General features: G+C 65.1%; 18 protein-coding genes. 9 read left to right on the forward strand and 9 right to left on the reverse strand.

Annotated elements, in window-relative coordinates; all coding sequences use genetic code 11:
* Positions 1–15: 15 nt before the first annotated feature.
* The 3 genes from QRN11_RS11800 to QRN11_RS11810 all read right to left on the reverse strand — a co-directional run bounded on the left by QRN11_RS11800 (position 16) and on the right by QRN11_RS11810 (position 2,927).
* Entirely contained in the window at positions 16–1,371 is a 1,356-nt protein-coding gene (locus QRN11_RS11800; RefSeq protein WP_285251103.1) for an ammonium transporter, read from the reverse strand.
* 442 nt (positions 1,372–1,813) lie between these two features.
* The gene (locus QRN11_RS11805; protein ID WP_285251104.1) at positions 1,814–2,608 is read right to left on the reverse strand and encodes a carbon-nitrogen hydrolase family protein; all 795 of its coding nucleotides are present in this window, start codon (positions 2,606–2,608) and stop codon (positions 1,814–1,816) included.
* A gap of 82 nt (positions 2,609–2,690) precedes the next feature.
* On the reverse strand, positions 2,691–2,927 hold the full coding sequence (locus tag QRN11_RS11810; RefSeq protein WP_091421465.1) for a DUF2630 family protein: 237 nt from the start codon (positions 2,925–2,927) through the stop codon (positions 2,691–2,693).
* Positions 2,928–2,982: 55 nt separating this feature from the next.
* On the opposite strand from QRN11_RS11810, the gene QRN11_RS11815 reads away from it, so the two are divergent.
* Positions 2,983–3,381, forward strand: a complete 399-nt coding sequence (locus QRN11_RS11815; RefSeq protein ID WP_285251105.1) for a hypothetical protein — start codon at positions 2,983–2,985, stop codon at positions 3,379–3,381.
* Positions 3,382–3,393: 12 nt separating this feature from the next.
* Here the strand turns inward: QRN11_RS11815 and QRN11_RS11820 are convergent, their stop codons facing one another.
* Genes QRN11_RS11820 through lhgD form a run of 3 tightly spaced genes read right to left on the reverse strand, consistent with a single transcriptional unit; the run spans position 3,394 to position 5,369 of the window.
* Positions 3,394–3,729, reverse strand: coding sequence for a DUF202 domain-containing protein (locus tag QRN11_RS11820; RefSeq protein ID WP_285251106.1), 336 nt, complete (start codon positions 3,727–3,729; stop codon positions 3,394–3,396).
* A gap of 4 nt (positions 3,730–3,733) precedes the next feature.
* A complete protein-coding gene (locus tag QRN11_RS11825; RefSeq protein WP_285251107.1) occupies positions 3,734–4,138 on the reverse strand; it encodes a YidH family protein in 405 nt (134 codons plus the stop codon).
* Positions 4,139–4,166: 28 nt separating this feature from the next.
* Positions 4,167–5,369: an L-2-hydroxyglutarate dehydrogenase gene (lhgD, locus tag QRN11_RS11830; protein ID WP_285251108.1), complete on the reverse strand. Its 1,203-nt coding sequence runs from the start codon at positions 5,367–5,369 to the stop codon at positions 4,167–4,169.
* 387 nt (positions 5,370–5,756) lie between these two features.
* Between lhgD and QRN11_RS11835 the strand changes: the two genes are divergently transcribed.
* The 4 genes from QRN11_RS11835 to QRN11_RS11850 all read left to right on the forward strand — a co-directional run bounded on the left by QRN11_RS11835 (position 5,757) and on the right by QRN11_RS11850 (position 9,403).
* Positions 5,757–6,854, forward strand: coding sequence for a ferredoxin reductase (locus tag QRN11_RS11835; protein ID WP_285251109.1), 1,098 nt, complete (start codon positions 5,757–5,759; stop codon positions 6,852–6,854).
* Between the two features lie 13 nt (positions 6,855–6,867).
* Positions 6,868–8,049, forward strand: a complete 1,182-nt coding sequence (locus tag QRN11_RS11840; protein WP_091421441.1) for a fatty acid desaturase family protein — start codon at positions 6,868–6,870, stop codon at positions 8,047–8,049.
* 207 nt (positions 8,050–8,256) lie between these two features.
* Complete coding sequence (locus QRN11_RS11845) at positions 8,257–8,454, forward strand: hypothetical protein (protein WP_091421438.1); 198 nt, start codon at positions 8,257–8,259, stop codon at positions 8,452–8,454.
* Positions 8,455–8,566: 112 nt separating this feature from the next.
* Complete coding sequence (locus QRN11_RS11850; protein WP_285251110.1) at positions 8,567–9,403, forward strand: alpha/beta fold hydrolase; 837 nt, start codon at positions 8,567–8,569, stop codon at positions 9,401–9,403.
* A 176-nt stretch (positions 9,404–9,579) separates the two neighbouring features.
* Here QRN11_RS11850 and QRN11_RS11855 read toward each other — a convergent pair whose 3' ends face one another.
* The 3 genes from QRN11_RS11855 to QRN11_RS11865 form a co-directional block, all read right to left on the reverse strand.
* A complete protein-coding gene (locus QRN11_RS11855) occupies positions 9,580–9,786 on the reverse strand; it encodes a hypothetical protein (RefSeq protein WP_285251111.1) in 207 nt (68 codons plus the stop codon).
* A 129-nt stretch (positions 9,787–9,915) separates the two neighbouring features.
* A complete protein-coding gene (locus tag QRN11_RS11860; RefSeq protein ID WP_285251112.1) occupies positions 9,916–10,338 on the reverse strand; it encodes a response regulator transcription factor in 423 nt (140 codons plus the stop codon).
* A 100-nt stretch (positions 10,339–10,438) separates the two neighbouring features.
* Entirely contained in the window at positions 10,439–11,182 is a 744-nt protein-coding gene (locus tag QRN11_RS11865) for a GAF and ANTAR domain-containing protein (RefSeq protein ID WP_091421657.1), read from the reverse strand.
* Positions 11,183–11,587: 405 nt separating this feature from the next.
* On the opposite strand from QRN11_RS11865, the gene QRN11_RS11870 reads away from it, so the two are divergent.
* The 4 genes from QRN11_RS11870 (at position 11,588) to QRN11_RS11885 (ending at position 14,728) form a co-directional block, all read left to right on the forward strand.
* Positions 11,588–12,046: a hypothetical protein gene (locus QRN11_RS11870; RefSeq protein ID WP_285251113.1), complete on the forward strand. Its 459-nt coding sequence runs from the start codon at positions 11,588–11,590 to the stop codon at positions 12,044–12,046.
* Between the two features lie 84 nt (positions 12,047–12,130).
* The gene (locus QRN11_RS11875) at positions 12,131–12,949 is read left to right on the forward strand and encodes a COG1470 family protein (RefSeq protein WP_285251114.1); all 819 of its coding nucleotides are present in this window, start codon (positions 12,131–12,133) and stop codon (positions 12,947–12,949) included.
* Position 12,950: 1 nt separating this feature from the next.
* On the forward strand, positions 12,951–13,451 hold the full coding sequence (locus QRN11_RS11880; RefSeq protein WP_285251115.1) for a hypothetical protein: 501 nt from the start codon (positions 12,951–12,953) through the stop codon (positions 13,449–13,451).
* Positions 13,448–14,728, forward strand: a complete 1,281-nt coding sequence (locus QRN11_RS11885; RefSeq protein ID WP_285251116.1) for a hypothetical protein — start codon at positions 13,448–13,450, stop codon at positions 14,726–14,728. Before QRN11_RS11880 ends, QRN11_RS11885 begins: the two co-directional genes overlap by 4 nt.
* Positions 14,729–14,745 lie beyond the last annotated feature (17 nt).

The following is a 14,745-nucleotide window of genomic DNA, read 5'->3' on the forward strand; positions in this document are numbered from 1 at the left end:
AGAGATGGGCAGGGCTCAGGCGAAGGAATCTTCTTTGGCCGGCCGCGGTGGCAGGCTTTGGCCGGCTACAGAAGAAGATTCATTCGGGGAGTGCGTTGTGGCCGCGGCATGCGGAAGGCCGTGGTTCAGCGGACGGAAGCCTCCGCCGATTTCCCCGAAGGCATAGGCGCTCTCAGCGTGCTCGGCCAGGTCCACTCCTGCAGTCTCTGCCTCGCGGCTGACCCTGAACCCGATGGTCTTGTTGATGGCACGGCCAATCACCAAGGTGCCGATGCCTGAGAGCAGCAGCGTGATCACCACGGCCACGGTCTGCGCAATGAGCTGCTGGAGGCCCCCGCCGTAGAAGAGCCCGCCGCCCTGGCCGTCCACCGGGAGGGCGATGAAGCCAAGTGCCAGGGTGCCGATGAGGCCGGCGCCCAGGTGGACGCCCACCACGTCGAGGGAATCATCCAGGCCAAACCGGTACTTGAGGTCCACGAAGACAGCGCAGGCGGCTCCGGCCACCAGGCCCAGGCCGATAGCGGCCACCGGGCTGATGTTGGCGCAGGAAGGGGTGATGGCAACCAGGCCGGCCACCACACCGGACGCTGCACCCAGCGAGGTGGGGTGCCCGTGGCGGATCTTTTCGGTCACCAGCCAGCTGAGCATGGCCGCAGCGGGCGTCACCAGGGTGTTGATCCAGATCAGGCCGGCCTGTTCCGCTGAAGTTGCGGCGCCGCCGTTGAAGCCGAACCAGCCGAACCAGAGGATGGCGGCTCCGAGCATGATGAAGGGGATGTTGTGCGGGCGGTGGTTGGGGTCTTTCGCAAAGCCGTGGCGCTGCCCAACGATCACTGCAAGGACTAGGGCTGCCGTGCCCGAGCTGATTTCCACCACTGCGCCGCCGGCAAAGTCGATGACCTGGCCAAAAACAGCGGTGACGGCACCGCCGGCGCTCATCAGGCCGCCGCCCCAGATCATATAGGCGAGGGGGCAGTACACAACCGTGATCCAGATGGGTACAAACAGTGCCCAGGCGCCGAACTTGGCGCGGTCGGCAATGGCACCGCTGATCAGAGCCACGGTGATGATCGCGAAGGTGGCGCTGTAGCCGGCCTTGATCAGGTCCGGGGAGCCCATCAGGTTCTGGAGTCCGAAGTTGGCGAAGGGATTGCCAAAGATGCCGAGCACGCCGTCGCCTGTGGTCATCGAGTAGCCCCACAGAACCCAGATCACGCCGACGATCCCGGCTGAAATGAAGCTCATCATGATCATGTTCAGGGCCGCCTTGGCCCGCGTCATGCCACCGTAAAAGAGGCCAAGCCCGGGCGTCATCAGCAGTACCATCGCGGCCGAAATCATCAGCCAGACATGTTGGGCAGAAATCTCCACCTGAAGGTCCCTTCGCGTTAGCGCCTCGAAACGGGGCGCTCTTGCAGGCCCTCGCGTTTCCCCCGCAGTCCATCTTTCGCGTTTCGTGTTTCAGGAAATGCGCTTGAAAGTTGCGCGCGCGTTACAGAAATGGCCCCGGTGTGAATTCCCCGTGTCGGGAATGTTTCGGCAATGTAAACAGGGTCCATCAGCCAACCCGTGCCGTGGAACCTTACCGGCCGGAACTCCATGCGGGCCATGGTGGGCCGGGGGCGGAAGGTGAGATCCCGCCGTCGTACGTAAAATTCAGCAAGATTACGCGGCCATGAACGGAACTTCACCGCTCAAAGGCGGCAATTCCCATCCTTAAGCACGACGACGGCGTGCCGCAGGGGGATCTGCGGCGCGCCGTCGTGATCCAGACTCAGCCGTGGAGGCTTAGCCGGACAGGTGGGCTAAAAGATCAGAACTGGCGGGCGTTGGCCAGCACCGGAAGTTTAGTGCGGACGTCGTCCACAATCGAGGGGTCGATGTCGACGACGGCGAGCTCCGGCTTCCCGCCCAGCGCAACCACCGCCGAGCCCAGGGGAGTGATGACGGCACTGTGGCCAATGCCGGTCGGAGCTGCGCCCGCCGGGCCGGCTCCAATGGTTTCGGGGTCACCCTGGCCGCAGGCCACCACGAATGTGGTGCTGTCCAGCGCGCGTGCCCGCACCAGGAGGTCCCATTGCTCGGCCTTGCCTTCGCCCGCTCCCCAGGAGGCGCAGACGATGTTCACCTGTGCCCCCGCACGGGCATTGGCCGTGAACAAGGCAGGGAACCGGACGTCGTAACAGGTGGCCAGGCCGAACACCGTGCCGCCGACTTCAAAAGTCACCGGCTCCGTTCCCGCGTCCACGGTCTTCGACTCGGTGAAGCCGAACGCGTCGAAGAGGTGCACTTTGTCGTAGGAGGTGTCCAGGCCGGGGCCGGTGACCAGCAGGGTGTTGCGGACGCGGCCGTCCTTACCGGGAGTGAACATTCCCGCGACAATGGCAATACCCAGTTCGTTGGCCAGAGCCCGCACCTTCTCGGCCCAGGCCCCATCAAGCGGTTCCGCGACGTCCCGCAAGGAATGGCCAAATGCCCGCATGGCAGCCTCGGGGAACACCACCAGCTCCGCGCCGGCGGCCTTGGCCTGCGTGGCGTTCTCGCGGATCAGCTCCAGGTTGGCCTCAAGGTCGGCACTGCTGATGATCTGCGCGACTGCTAGACGCATGGATGGCTCCGTTCTTGAGGTGGCATGGCTGCACCTCTGGCGCAACGATACCGCCAGAGGTGCAGTGGAACAGATGCGGCCTTTACTGCTTGTAGCCCTCGACTTCGCTGACGGGCCGCGCTTCGGCATCGTTGGGGTTTTCCCCGGACTCGGCCTTGGCCCGGCGCTGGCGGAGGAGATCCCAGCACTGGTCCAGCCTTTCCTCAACCTGCCTAAGCCTCGCCTGGTCCGGTGCATGGCCGTCGCCGGATCCCTCGCGGAGGGTGTGTTCCTCCTCCACCAGGGCCTGGATGCGGGCCAAAAGATCCTCGTCGTTCATGTCTACCCCTTCCGCAGGAACGTTTCCCCCAGCGTACGCCTGTACCATCGAATCCATGCCCACCGTGCTTGATATGGCAGGTCCGATCCTGGAAATGCTCACCTGGTTGTGCCTGCCCGCCGGGCTGGGTCTTCTCTTCTACACCGGCTTCCTGCGGCGCTTCGTGCACCCCTGGGATGTGGCCGAAGCCGTGGTCTATTCGGACAACACCGGCGTGGGCTTCCGCTGGTTCGACCGCAAATACCAGGTGCACCACGCGCCGATGTCGCCGCACGACATCAGGGACATGGCGGTGGGGGACACGCTCCCCATCTACTACCACCCCAAGCGGCCCACCCAGTGGCAGACCACCGAGCCGGAAGAGGCCGGCAAAACAGCCTCAGTGCTGGGCCGCTGCCTGACCGCGATCGGTGCCGTGGCGCTGCTTGCAGGTTTCGTCCTGCCCATGTTTTAGGGTCCCGGGCCTCTATCCGGCGAGGACTACGGCGATGCCCAGGCCGCCCAGGGCAACCCCGGCAAAAGCGGTCCACAGCACTGCGGTGATGTCGGCGTCGAGCCTTTCCTTCGAGAGGCCGCGGGACCTGGCGGTGTACCGACGCCGCTGGGTGGCGTAGATGGCCAGCGCCGCGGCTGCCGAGACGGCAAACAGCAGGAGGATGGGCAGGCCGTGCCGGGGGAGCCAGCGCAGGAAGATGGCGCTGACCGTCACCAGTGCCAGTACTGTCCTGCCCCACGCCAGTGTGGTCCGCTCCGGTTGCAGGCCGGGGTCGCCGTGGCTGCCGGCAGAGCGGGACGAGTCCACAGTTTCAGCGCCAGAGGATAAAGATGAGGACGACGGCGGCTGCCACCGCCCCGGCCCCGGCCAGCAGCGGCACAATGAGCGGCAAGGGCAGGGGGGCCTTGTTGCGCATGCTGCGCTCCACCCGCACCCACCGCACCGCAGAGCCTGCGCTCAACAGCATCCCCAGCAGGAGCAGCACCACCGCCAGCCCTTTCCGGACGGGCTCCAGGAAAAGATCGGACGTGAACGCCTCGATGGCGATGCCGCCGGCCAGCAGCGCCAATGACGTCCGGATCCACGCCAGGAACGTCCGCTCGTTGGCAAGGGTGAACCGCGGGTCCGGTTCCTCGCCGCCGGGCAGGAGCCGCTCAGCGATTTTCCCCCGCGACGGCGGGGTCCCGGCGTTGGCGGGCTGGTCGCTGTTGGTCACGGTGCCAGTCTAGCCACCGGCCTGCAGGCTACGCGGTGCGCAGCTGCACCGCCTTCGACGCCAGGTGCTCGCCGATGGGCAGCGCCGCGGTGGCCGCGGGTGAGGGTGCATTCAGGACGTGGATCATCCGGGCCGTCTCGGCGAGGAGGAAGTCGTGGATGAGGGTGCCGTCGCGGCGGACCGCCTGCGCCCGGATTCCTGCTTCGTACGGCAGCAGGTCGTCCTTGGTGAGGCCGGGCGCATATTTCCGGCATTCCTGCAGGTAGCTGCCCTTGAACAAGGAGTTCCGGACCTCGCGGACTGCTGTAGTGGCATGGGCGCGGGCCACGTGCCAGAGGCCGGGAAACTTCAGGTACCGGCCCACGTCCTTGAGGTCTACCGAGAATTTGGGGTAGCCCTCCCGCGACAGACCCAGCACCGCGTTGGGCCCCACGGTGATGGTGCCGGCCACTGTGGGCGTGAGGTGCACGCCGAGGAAGGGCAGGGCGGGATCCGGGACCGGATAGATCAGGTGCCGGACGTAGCTGGATTTATCTGCCGGAAGCTCAAAGTACTCGCCCCGGAAGGGGATGATCTGAACGTCGATGTCCATGCCCGCCAGCTCCGCGAGCCGGTCCGACTGCAGCCCGGCGCACACCACTAGCTTGCCGCAGCTGTAGCGGTTTGCCCGGGTGGCCACCTCAACCTTGTCCGCATGCTCGGTGATGGTGGTGACCCTGGCGCCGGTGATGACCTGCCCGCCTGCGGCGGTGATGAGTCCGGCCAGCTTCCGGGCCACCTCTGTGTAGTCAACAATCCCTGTGCTGGGTATGAACAATGCCGCGAGCCCGGACACATCCGGCTCCCTGCGGCGCAGCTCCGCCTGGCCCACGCGCTCGCAGTCCAGGCCGTGGATGCCCGCCCGCTCTTCCAGCTGGCCCAGCCGTGCCTCTTCCAGCGCAGTGGTGGCGACGAGCAGCTTGCCCGGCTCCTGGAAGGGAATGCCGTGTTCCCGGCAGAACTCCTTTGTCTGTTGCGCGCCGGCCTTGCTAAAGCGGGCTTTGAGGCTGTCCGGGGCGTAGTAGATGCCGGAGTGGATGACACCGCTGTTATGGCCGGTCTGGTGTGCGGCGAGCGTGTCCGCGGCCTCCAGCAGGATCAGCGACGCTCCGGGCTCCTTGATCAGCAGTTGGTAGGCCGTTGCCAGCCCCACAATTCCGCCGCCAATAATGCAGTAGTCCGCATGGTCCACAGGTCCGCCCGTCTGCCAAAGTCCGCCGGCCGCCAAGGGACCGCTTGTTCCTGCGATTCTGCAGCACCACGGACGAACCGGCCAGCGTAAGGAGTACTCGATTAAGGCCATGCTCCCCATCAGAACCTGGGCTGGAAAGCGGCCCGATCCTGATCCGTTAGCCGCCGGCCGCGCCACCGCCGTCCACCCCTTGAGAAAGCAGGCAGCGCACCCGAATCCCGGGTATGCTAAGCATGCTTACTGAAGTTGGGGAACCTTCTGCACACCGCAGCCGTTACGCTTATAGTGCGGCTTTGGGGGCTTAGCGCCCTCATTACAGCGTGACTGCGGAACGGTCATATGACGGAAAGAGAGAAATATGGCCCGCGCCGTTTTAGGCTTTATCCCATGATCCGGCTACGTCAGCTGGCCCAGGCGGCCTCCGTGCTTACCACCCCTTTGGCGCCGGAGGACATCCTCGCGCTGTTCAACCCGGTCTACTCCGCGCGGCAGCTTCGCGGCGTGGTCACCCGGGTGGTCCAGGAGACCGCGCAGTCAGCCACTATCTTCTTCCGGCCCGGCCGCGGCTGGCACTCGCACCTTGCAGGCCAATGGGCGCGCATCGGCGTCGAGCTCGACGGCGTCCGCCACTGGCGGTCCTACTCGCTCAGCGCCCCCGCAGGCAAGGACCCGGCCATCACGGTCACCGACGTCGGTGCTGTCTCCGGCACGCTGGTCCGCACCACGCGGCCCGGAGACGTCCTCTTCCTGGCCCCGCCGCAGGGCGACTTCGTGCTCCCTGAGCACCCCCGGCCCCTGCTGATGGTCACGGCCGGCAGCGGCATCACCCCGGTGATGTCCATGATCCGCACGCTCGTTCCGCGGCGTCCGGATGCCGACGTCGTCCTGGTCCACTCGGCGCGCACCCCCGGCGACAGCCTCTTCCGCGAGGAACTCGCCGAGCTCGCCGACCAGTTCCCCAACTTCCGCCTGGCCCACTGGTACACCGGCGAACAGGGCCGCATGGACCTGAGCAACACGGACCAGCTGGACGAGATCTGCCCCGACTGGAAGGAACGGGCGGCGTATGCCTGCGGCCCGGACAGCTTCCTGGACGACGCCGAAGCCCTGTGGAAGCGGGCCGCGCTGACCACGGCGGCGCCCGGCTCGGACGTGGCAGTGGCCGGCAGCGCCGGCAACCTGATGATCGAACGCTTCAACACCACCTTCGCCGGGGGTGTGGGGTACGACGGCGGCCTGGTCACCTTTGAAGCCTCGGACCGGGAAGTGCAGGCCGACGGCGACACCCCCATCCTGGACATCGGCGAGGACGCCGGAGTGCTGATGCCCAGCGGCTGCCGCATGGGTATCTGCCACAGCTGCCTCACCCCACTCCTGTCCGGGCAGGTGCGCGACCTCCGCACCGGGGAAGTCCACGGCGAACCCGGCCAACTGATCCAAACGTGTGTCTCGGCAGCCGCCGGACCCGTCAACCTCGAAATCTGAGGAGCACCACGGTATGTCTGTAATTTCACCCAGCAAGGCCACATCCACCGGCGGCTCCGCCGGGAACTCACGCACGCGCCCGGGAAAGCTTGCCGAATCCGGCAGCCCCACGGTGCGCCCGCCCGCGGCTGCCCACCTCAGTGACGAGCAGGTGGCCGAACTCGGGCGCGAACTTGATGCGATCCGTGACGAAATCCTCGCCAAGCGTGGCGCGGAAGACGCCGCCTACATCCGCCGCGTGATCAAAATCCAGCGCGGCCTGGAAATTTCCGGCCGGGCCGCCCTGCTGGTCAGCAAGAACAAGGCCGCGTGGGTCACCGGAACCACGTTGCTGAGCCTGGCCAAGATCCTGGAAAACATGGAGATCGGGCACAACGTCCTGCACGGCCAGTGGGACTGGATGCGGGACCCGGACATCCACTCCACCACCTGGGAGTGGGACTTTGTCACCCCGTCGCGCTCCTGGCAGCACACCCACAACGACCTCCACCACCGCTGGACCAACGTGGTGGGCAAGGACAACGACGTCGGATACAACCTCCTGCGCATGGACGAGAACCAGCCGTGGAAGCCGATGAACCTCGGCAACCCGCTGTACAACGCCATTCTCGCGCCCCTCTTCGAGTGGGGCATCGCCATCTATGACCTCGAGCTCACGGAGTTCAAGGAAGGCACTAAGTCCAAGGAAGCGTTGCTGAAGGACCTCAAGGCCCTCGGCAAGAAGGTTGTCACCCAGTTCACCAAGGACTACGCCGCAACCCCGGCAGTGGCCATGCTGACAGGCTCCGGTAAGCAGGCGCTCTACGGAACCTTGACCGCCAACGCTGTGCGGAACGTCTGGGCCCACGCTGTCATCTTCTGCGGCCACTTCCCCGAAGGCACTGACACCTTCACGGAGGAAATGGCGGAAGGCGAAACCCGCGGCGACTGGTACATCCGCCAGATGATTGGCTCCGCCAACATCTCCGGGTCGAAATTCATGCACATCATGACAGGCAACCTGTCGCACCAGATCGAACACCACTTGTTCCCGGACCTGCCCTCCAACCGGTACGCAGAGGTGGCGCCCAAGGTCCGCGAAATCTGCCAGCGCTACGGCTTGAAGTACACCACCGGGCCGCTGCTGAAGCAGGTCGGGTCCACGTGGGGCAAAATCTTCAAACTGGCCCTCCCGGGCAAGGCTGCGCGGGCTTAGGCGCCATCGCCCCGGGCTTAGCCCTCACGTAAAGCACTGACTGCACCTCCGGCCCCGGTAACCACCCCGGGCCCGGAGGTGCAGTCTTTTCTGTCCCGGATCAGACGCTCTCTCACTTACCGCCCCTTTTCGACGAACGCTCTCTCACTTTCCGCAGTGCACCGCGCATAATTGATCCCACCAGCCGCCGCGGCCTTTGGAGGAATCATGCGGATTCTCGGAGCACTCATCGTCATCTGGCTGATCATCGGCGGCGTTGCTGCCTGGCAGCGCGGCTACTTCGGGGCAGCACCGGGGAACTGCGCCCAGGCCGGCACCATTGCCATCACTATTGTGGCGGGCCCGCTGAACTACATGGGTGCCAACCCCCAAATTTCATGTGAGTTGCCGCAACCTTCCAAGTAGCGCTCACGGCGGACAACCTTGGAGCAGGAGCTGTGCCCCTAGAGTGGGAACTGCGGGGGCAAGCGAGCTTTGCCGCCCGCTCCGATCCCACAGTCTCGAAAGGACCGCCGCGATGGCTTTCATCACCGTTGGAACCGAAAACAGCACTGACATCGAGCTTTACTACGAGGACCACGGCTCGGGCCAGCCCGTTGTGCTGATCCACGGCTACCCCCTTGACGGCGCCTCCTGGGAGAAGCAGGCCACCGCCCTGCTGGAGGCCGGCTACCGCGTGATCACCTATGACCGCCGGGGCTTCGGCAAGTCAAGCAAGACCACCGAGGGATACGACTACGACTCCTTCGCCGCGGACCTCAACACCCTGCTGACCGCCTTGGATTTGAGCGACGCAGTGCTCGTCGGTTTCTCCATGGGCACCGGTGAAGTGGCCCGCTACATCGGCAATTACGGATCTGCCCGGGTAGCGAAGGCAGCCTTCCTGGGTTCCCTGGAACCATTCCTGCTGAAGACCGATGACAACCCCGACGGTGTTCCCCAGGAAGTCTTTGACGGACTCAAGGAAGCTGTCTCGGCAGACCGCTACGCCTTCTTCACCGAGTTCTTCAAGAACTTCTACAACAGCGACACGTTCCTTGGTACGCCCCGCCTCAGCCAGGAGGCCGTCAACGCCAGCTGGAACACCGCCTCCAATGCCGGGGCCACTGCATCCGTCGCAGCCCAGGCCACCTGGATCACGGACTTCCGCGGGGACATCCCGAAAATCGACGTCCCGGCACTGATCCTCCACGGCACCGCGGACAACATCCTTCCCATCGATTCCACCGGACGGCTGTTCGCCAAGGCCCTGCCGGGCGCCGAGTACGTGGAGATCGAGGGCGCTCCGCACGGGCTGCTCCTGACCCATGCTGCGGAGGTCAACGAAGCGCTGCTGCGCTTCCTCGCCAAGTAGCACCGCTTAGCGCCGGAACTTCCGGCGACGGCGGGAGCCGCCGTCGCCGGAAGTGAGCGCGCGTTGAGGGAAAGGCGACGTTAAGTGAGCTGGCGTTGGGGGAAAGGCGACGTTAAGTGAGCTGGCGTTGGGGGAAAGGCGACGTTAAGTGATGAAGCGTTGAGGGAAAGGCGACGTTAAGTGAGCGAGCGTTGGGGATTACCAGCGCGGGCCGCCGCCGCTTCCGCCCAGGCCCTGACCGCGGTGTATTCCGCGGTGTACTCGCCGCCGGTGACAGTGCTCTGTTCGGCGGCGCGGTCCACTGAGCCTTCCCCGAGCCCTGCACTGGTGCCGGAGCCACCGCCGTCGATGTTGTAGGCAGTGGCGGCACCGAGGCCCTGCATGATTTCGGCGGTCCGGTCATAGTGACGCCGGCGCTGTAGCGGGGCTGCGGCCGTGCACCACCACAAATATCAGGGCCTTTACGGAGTTTGTTCTGCTGAGGAGTCATGCCTCATTTCCAGGCAGGCAAACTAGCAGAGGGATTTGCCCGGTATGTGTGGAACCTGTGAAGCGGGAGCGGCCGGCACAGGGGCAGGGCAAAGCTGTACGGCCAGGTCCTTCAGTTCTTTCGGGTGGAAGGGCTTGGTGAGGTACGCGGCGGCGCCTGATGCCATGCCGGCCAGGACGTCGTCGTTCTCAGACCTGGCCGTGAGGAATAGCAGGGGAGCCTTGCTCAAGGCGCGGACGGCGCGGGCCACCACATGCCCGTCCATGTCCGGCAGGCCCAGGTCCAGGGTGACCAGCGAGACGGCGGGGTCTGCTGCAGCGGCGATTCCTTCGGCGCCCGTGGCCACGGCCCTGACCTCGAATCCGGCGCGTCTCAGGACGACAGTGATCAGTCCGCGGATATCGTCGTTGTCTTCAACGACCAGGCAGACGCGTTTATTTTCCATTGGAGCCCCCCGGCAAAAGTTGGCATCAGTCTACCGCCGCAGGCCGGCGGCCTGCTGTAAGGCAGGTGGGTGGCAGGTAACAAATGCGGGAATGCGGCTGCTATCCGTCGTAGTGCGTGCGGGCGGGTCCCTGGCCAAGGGAGTTGACCACTGAGGCAGCCACATCATGCAGCTTGGAATTGCGGGTGCTGGAGGCTGTCTTCAGGATCTCGAAGGCGTCGTGCTGGCTGCACCTGTTCTGGGCCATGATGATGCCCACTGCCATGTCGATGACGGTCCGGGATTCCAGCGTGGCCCGCAGGTTGGCGGCGGTCTCGCTGTAGTGCGCAAAGCGCACCGCGAGCCGCAGCGCGAGGGACGTCTGGCTGACGAAGTCCTCGGCAAACTCAAGAACCTGGGCCTCGAAACGGTTGGGGCGGCTCGAATACAGCAGCAGCGCCGCTTTCGTCCCGCCCTCCAGTTGGAACGGCACGGCAAGGACGGAGCGGACGCCCTGGTCCAGCAGGGCTGCCGAGTACTCGGGCCAGCGGCCGTCCTCCCGGACGTCCGGCACCGAGACGGTTGCCTGGGTGGTGGACGCTTCCATGCTGGGCGTCTGGTTGAACTCGTACTCGAGCCTGGCGACGGCCTCGGCGGCCGGACTGCTGCTGGCTACTGTGGCAGCTTTCCGTTCGCGCAGCAGGGTGATGGCGCACAGCATCTCGTCGCCGGGCTCGGAGAGTTTACGGGCGGACACCTGCGCCAGTTCGTTAAGGAAGTCCTCAACGTCAGAGCTGTTGAGGACGAGTTCATGCAGGTGCTCGGTTATGGAGTTATCGGTTTTTGCAGTTGACTCGCTGGCCACGGTTTCTTGGTGCCATTCGCTCAGGTCAAAACGAGCCGGCGACATGCACCTTCCACCTCAAAGGGCGGCCGGCGGCTGAAGTCGCTGGATTCGACGAACTTTTCCAACGGCCTGCTGCTAAACCGATATCCAGAAGTATATACAGCTCCGGCCTGTGGCAACGCCGCTTTTGGGGCTGGCGCGGCACGTTGCGCACTGCTTCGAAAACTGAGTACTCCGCCCCCAAACCAAGAAGCCGGTTCCGGCAATGCTGTGAAAAGACCAGTACAGCTACGCGTTGTTTGCGCTCCCGGCGCCGGGAAATATGGGCGTCATCGATCAGCCGGAAGCAAGTTCCCGTAGTGGTTCCCGATGGCTGTGCGTCTCAGAAACAGTCGTTATCCCCCAGCCAAAGGAGTCTCCACCATGCGCAAAATGACGAAGAAAAACAAGGTCCTGGCAGCAGCCGGAGCACTGGCCCTGGTGGCAGGCGGCGGTGGAGCTGCCTACGCCTACTGGACCACCACCGGTTCGGGAAGCGGCGGTGCCGCCAACTCGACAGGCGGCGGCACCGTCACCCTACACGCGAACTTCGACGCGGGCCTCACCCCCGGCGACAGCCGCAGCGTTGGCTACACGGCGGACAACTCAGACGTGAACACCAGCACCAAGGTGGGCGCGCTGACCGCCACCGTGGCCACAGACATCCCCGGCTGCCTGCCCGAGTGGTTCAGCGTCACCGCCGTCACCAGCAACACCACTGTCCCGAAGAACTCCACAGGGACGTCGGTGGGCAGTGGAGTCCTGACGTTCAATGACAGCGCAACAGTCGATCAGAGCGCCTGCAAGGGTGCAACTGTGACTGTCAACGTCAACAGCCTCTAAGAGCTTCGCCGGCGGGGAGGGGCAGCACCTCCCCGCCGGCGAATTCCACGTCCTCCCACTCGAGTCCGGCCAGAAGGGTTTTTCGTGCAGAACACATCCGGGTACTTCCGCACAGCTGGGAGAATGCTGCTGCTGGGGCTTTTGGTGATGTTCGTTTCGGCGGGCTCCATCTTCGCCGCCAGCCAGGGCGGGAACCAGGGCAACAAGTCGGGCGTCACCATCCAGGTGAATCCCGCCACTAGGACAGTAGACCAGGGCGGCACCGCCAGCTACGCCGCCTCGCTCACGTCCGCCAACGGGTTCAGCGGAAACGTCACACCCACGGTGTCCGGCCTTCCAGCCAATACGACGGCGGCCTTCACTCCGGCGTCCGTAACCCTCACCTCCGGGAAAGGCGCCACCGTCACCCTGACGGTGGTGACGCAGGCAACCACCCCGGAGGGCAAGGCCGACCTGACGATCGCCACCGCTGCCGGCACCAGCCAGGCCAGCGGCGTCGTAGTCCAATTGGTTGTCCAAGCCTCCAAAAAAACGTTCACCATCTCAGGGAACCTGGGCGCCCCGCTGTCTCCCGGAGCCACGGTCCCGCTGAATCTTTCCATCACGAACCCCAACAACAAGAGCCTGGCACTGTCCAGTCTGTCCGTCTCGGTGGCAATTGTGACTAGGACCCAGGCGGCGGTCGCCGCGGGCCTTTCCTGCACCCCTGCGGACTATGCAGTGACCAACTACAGCGGCCAATACCCGCTGACCGTTCCGGTGGGGACTTCAACGCTTCAGTCACTCAAACTGTCGCCGGATCTATGGCCAAGGATCGGCATGCTGGACACCAATGTGAACCAGGACGGCTGCAAGGGCGCCACGCTCCAGCTCGCCTATTCCGGAACAGGGGAGGGGAACTGACATGACGTCCACATCGAAGAAAACGTCCCGGCGGCTGGCTGCCAAGTCAGCGGCAGCAGCCGTCGCTCTTTGCCTCGCGACTGGAGCAGGCGCGGCCTACGCCTACTGGGCAGCCGTGGGAGCGGGCTCAGGAGCCGCGGTCAACGGCACCATGCGGTTGGTCGCCGTCGAAGCCCTCGTGGCCGGCGACGGCACGCAAAACAGTCTCGTCCCGGGCAGCACCGCCGATGTTGCCGTCCGGGCGTTCAACCCCAACAGCTTCCCGGTCAAGGTGCAGGCCATCCGGGGCAACGGGGCCGCGACTGCAGACGCCAACCACCCCGGCTGCACCACCACCGGGGTGACCTTCATGGACCCGGCCGACCCGCTGGCGGTCACCATACCCGCGAACACATCCGTGCTCATTACCCTGCCCGGCGCGGCCGCGATGTCGTTTGCATCATCGTCGGGCTGCCAAGGAGCAACCTTCAGCCTGCCCGTCACCTTGGAGGCCCGGAAATGATCCGCCCCAACCAGGCCCCGCAGCCGATTGAGCTCGGGCACCGCAACCAGCCCCGCCGCCGCAAGCTCACCCGCATCGCGGGGGTGCTGGCCGCCGCCGTCGTCATTTCATGGGGTGGTCCGGCAGCCAACGCTTTCTGGCAGACCCTGGGCAGCAACGCCGGAGCGGCCAGGGCCGACGCCATCCCGGCGGTGGCGGCTCCGTCCGCAGTGGTGTCCGGAGGTGCTGCATCCATCAGCTGGAAGCAGGGCACGACGGCGGAAGGCCGTCCGGTTGGCGGCTACACCGTTGCGCGGTACTCGTCTGCCAGCGGCGGCATCAAGGTTTCCGGCACGGGCGGCTGCGCCGGAACTGTCACCGTCCTGACGTGCAGCGAAGCCTCACTGCCGGCCGGCACCTGGTACTACACCGTCACGCCGGTACTCGGCGCGTGGGTGGGCGTTGAATCTGTCCGAAGCGTGGGAGTGACCGCCGCGGACACGACGCCGCCCGTTGCTCCAACCATCACGGCGCCGGCGCTGGTCAGCAGCGCTCCTGCAGCAACTAACAGCGCCAACGTGGGCAGCGTGCCTGTAACGCTTTCGGCTGAACAAGGCTCATCCGTGAGGATTACCGCTACCGAGACCGCACCGGCCGGCGGCAGCGCGCAGAGCGTCTTCCAAGTGCTGACGGTGACTGGATCAAATGAGACGGTGACCTTCAACCTCTCGGCGCTCAGGGACGGAACCATCACCTACACGGCGGTGGCCACTGACGCCGCGGGAAATGCCAGTGCTCCCGGGACGGCCACTTCAGCCAAGGATGCGACGGCGCCGGCTGTCTCGGCCGTGTCGCTTGGCAATGGGGGAAGCCAGTTCATCGCTGACGCTGGAGACAAGGTTGTGGTGACGTTCTCGGAGCCCCTGCTTCCTTCCAGTATTTGCAGCGGCTGGACGGACCCTTCCGGTATCAAATCCGCAAATGGTACCCTCACCATCACCGGCGGAAACTCCTTGAAGTTCACCAGCACCGACCCAGGATGCCCTTCAATCAGGTTCGGGACGGTGACGCTCAACGGGAACTACTCAGCGGGCGGCGACCTTAGCTTCAGTTCGTCACTGGTATGGAACCCCGGCACGCTCCAACTCACCATCAACCTCGTGAACCTGGCTAGTGGCACGCCGACAACAAAACAAGGAAACGTGCTGCCAACCTACATTCCGGCTTCCGGGCTGACTGACGGCGCCGGAAACCTCCTTCCCGGCGGACCCGTCCCGGGGACCAACTCGAGGTTCTAGGTAGAACTGAAACCCAC

Source organism: Pseudarthrobacter sp. fls2-241-R2A-168 (genome assembly GCF_030209335.1).
Taxonomy (GTDB): domain Bacteria; phylum Actinomycetota; class Actinomycetes; order Actinomycetales; family Micrococcaceae; genus Arthrobacter.

Bases quoted from the DNA above. Each gene is read 5' to 3' on its own strand.
- QRN11_RS11885 (WP_285251116.1), top strand. From the start codon at position 13,448: ATGATCCGCCCCAACCAGGCCCCGCAGCCGATTGAGCTCGGGCACCGC.
- QRN11_RS11850 (WP_285251110.1), top strand. From the start codon at position 8,567: ATGGCTTTCATCACCGTTGGAACCGAAAACAGCACTGACATCGAGCTT.
- QRN11_RS11835 (WP_285251109.1), top strand. From the start codon at position 5,757: ATGATCCGGCTACGTCAGCTGGCCCAGGCGGCCTCCGTGCTTACCACC.
- QRN11_RS11860 (WP_285251112.1), bottom strand. From the start codon at position 10,338: ATGGAAAATAAACGCGTCTGCCTGGTCGTTGAAGACAACGACGATATC.
- QRN11_RS11845 (WP_091421438.1), top strand. From the start codon at position 8,257: ATGCGGATTCTCGGAGCACTCATCGTCATCTGGCTGATCATCGGCGGC.
- QRN11_RS11805 (WP_285251104.1), bottom strand. From the start codon at position 2,608: ATGCGTCTAGCAGTCGCGCAGATCATCAGCAGTGCCGACCTTGAGGCC.
- QRN11_RS11810 (WP_091421465.1), bottom strand. From the start codon at position 2,927: ATGAACGACGAGGATCTTTTGGCCCGCATCCAGGCCCTGGTGGAGGAG.
- QRN11_RS11880 (WP_285251115.1), top strand. From the start codon at position 12,951: ATGACGTCCACATCGAAGAAAACGTCCCGGCGGCTGGCTGCCAAGTCA.
- QRN11_RS11855 (WP_285251111.1), bottom strand. From the start codon at position 9,786: ATGCAGGGCCTCGGTGCCGCCACTGCCTACAACATCGACGGCGGTGGC.
- QRN11_RS11870 (WP_285251113.1), top strand. From the start codon at position 11,588: ATGCGCAAAATGACGAAGAAAAACAAGGTCCTGGCAGCAGCCGGAGCA.
- QRN11_RS11815 (WP_285251105.1), top strand. From the start codon at position 2,983: ATGCCCACCGTGCTTGATATGGCAGGTCCGATCCTGGAAATGCTCACC.
- QRN11_RS11840 (WP_091421441.1), top strand. From the start codon at position 6,868: ATGTCTGTAATTTCACCCAGCAAGGCCACATCCACCGGCGGCTCCGCC.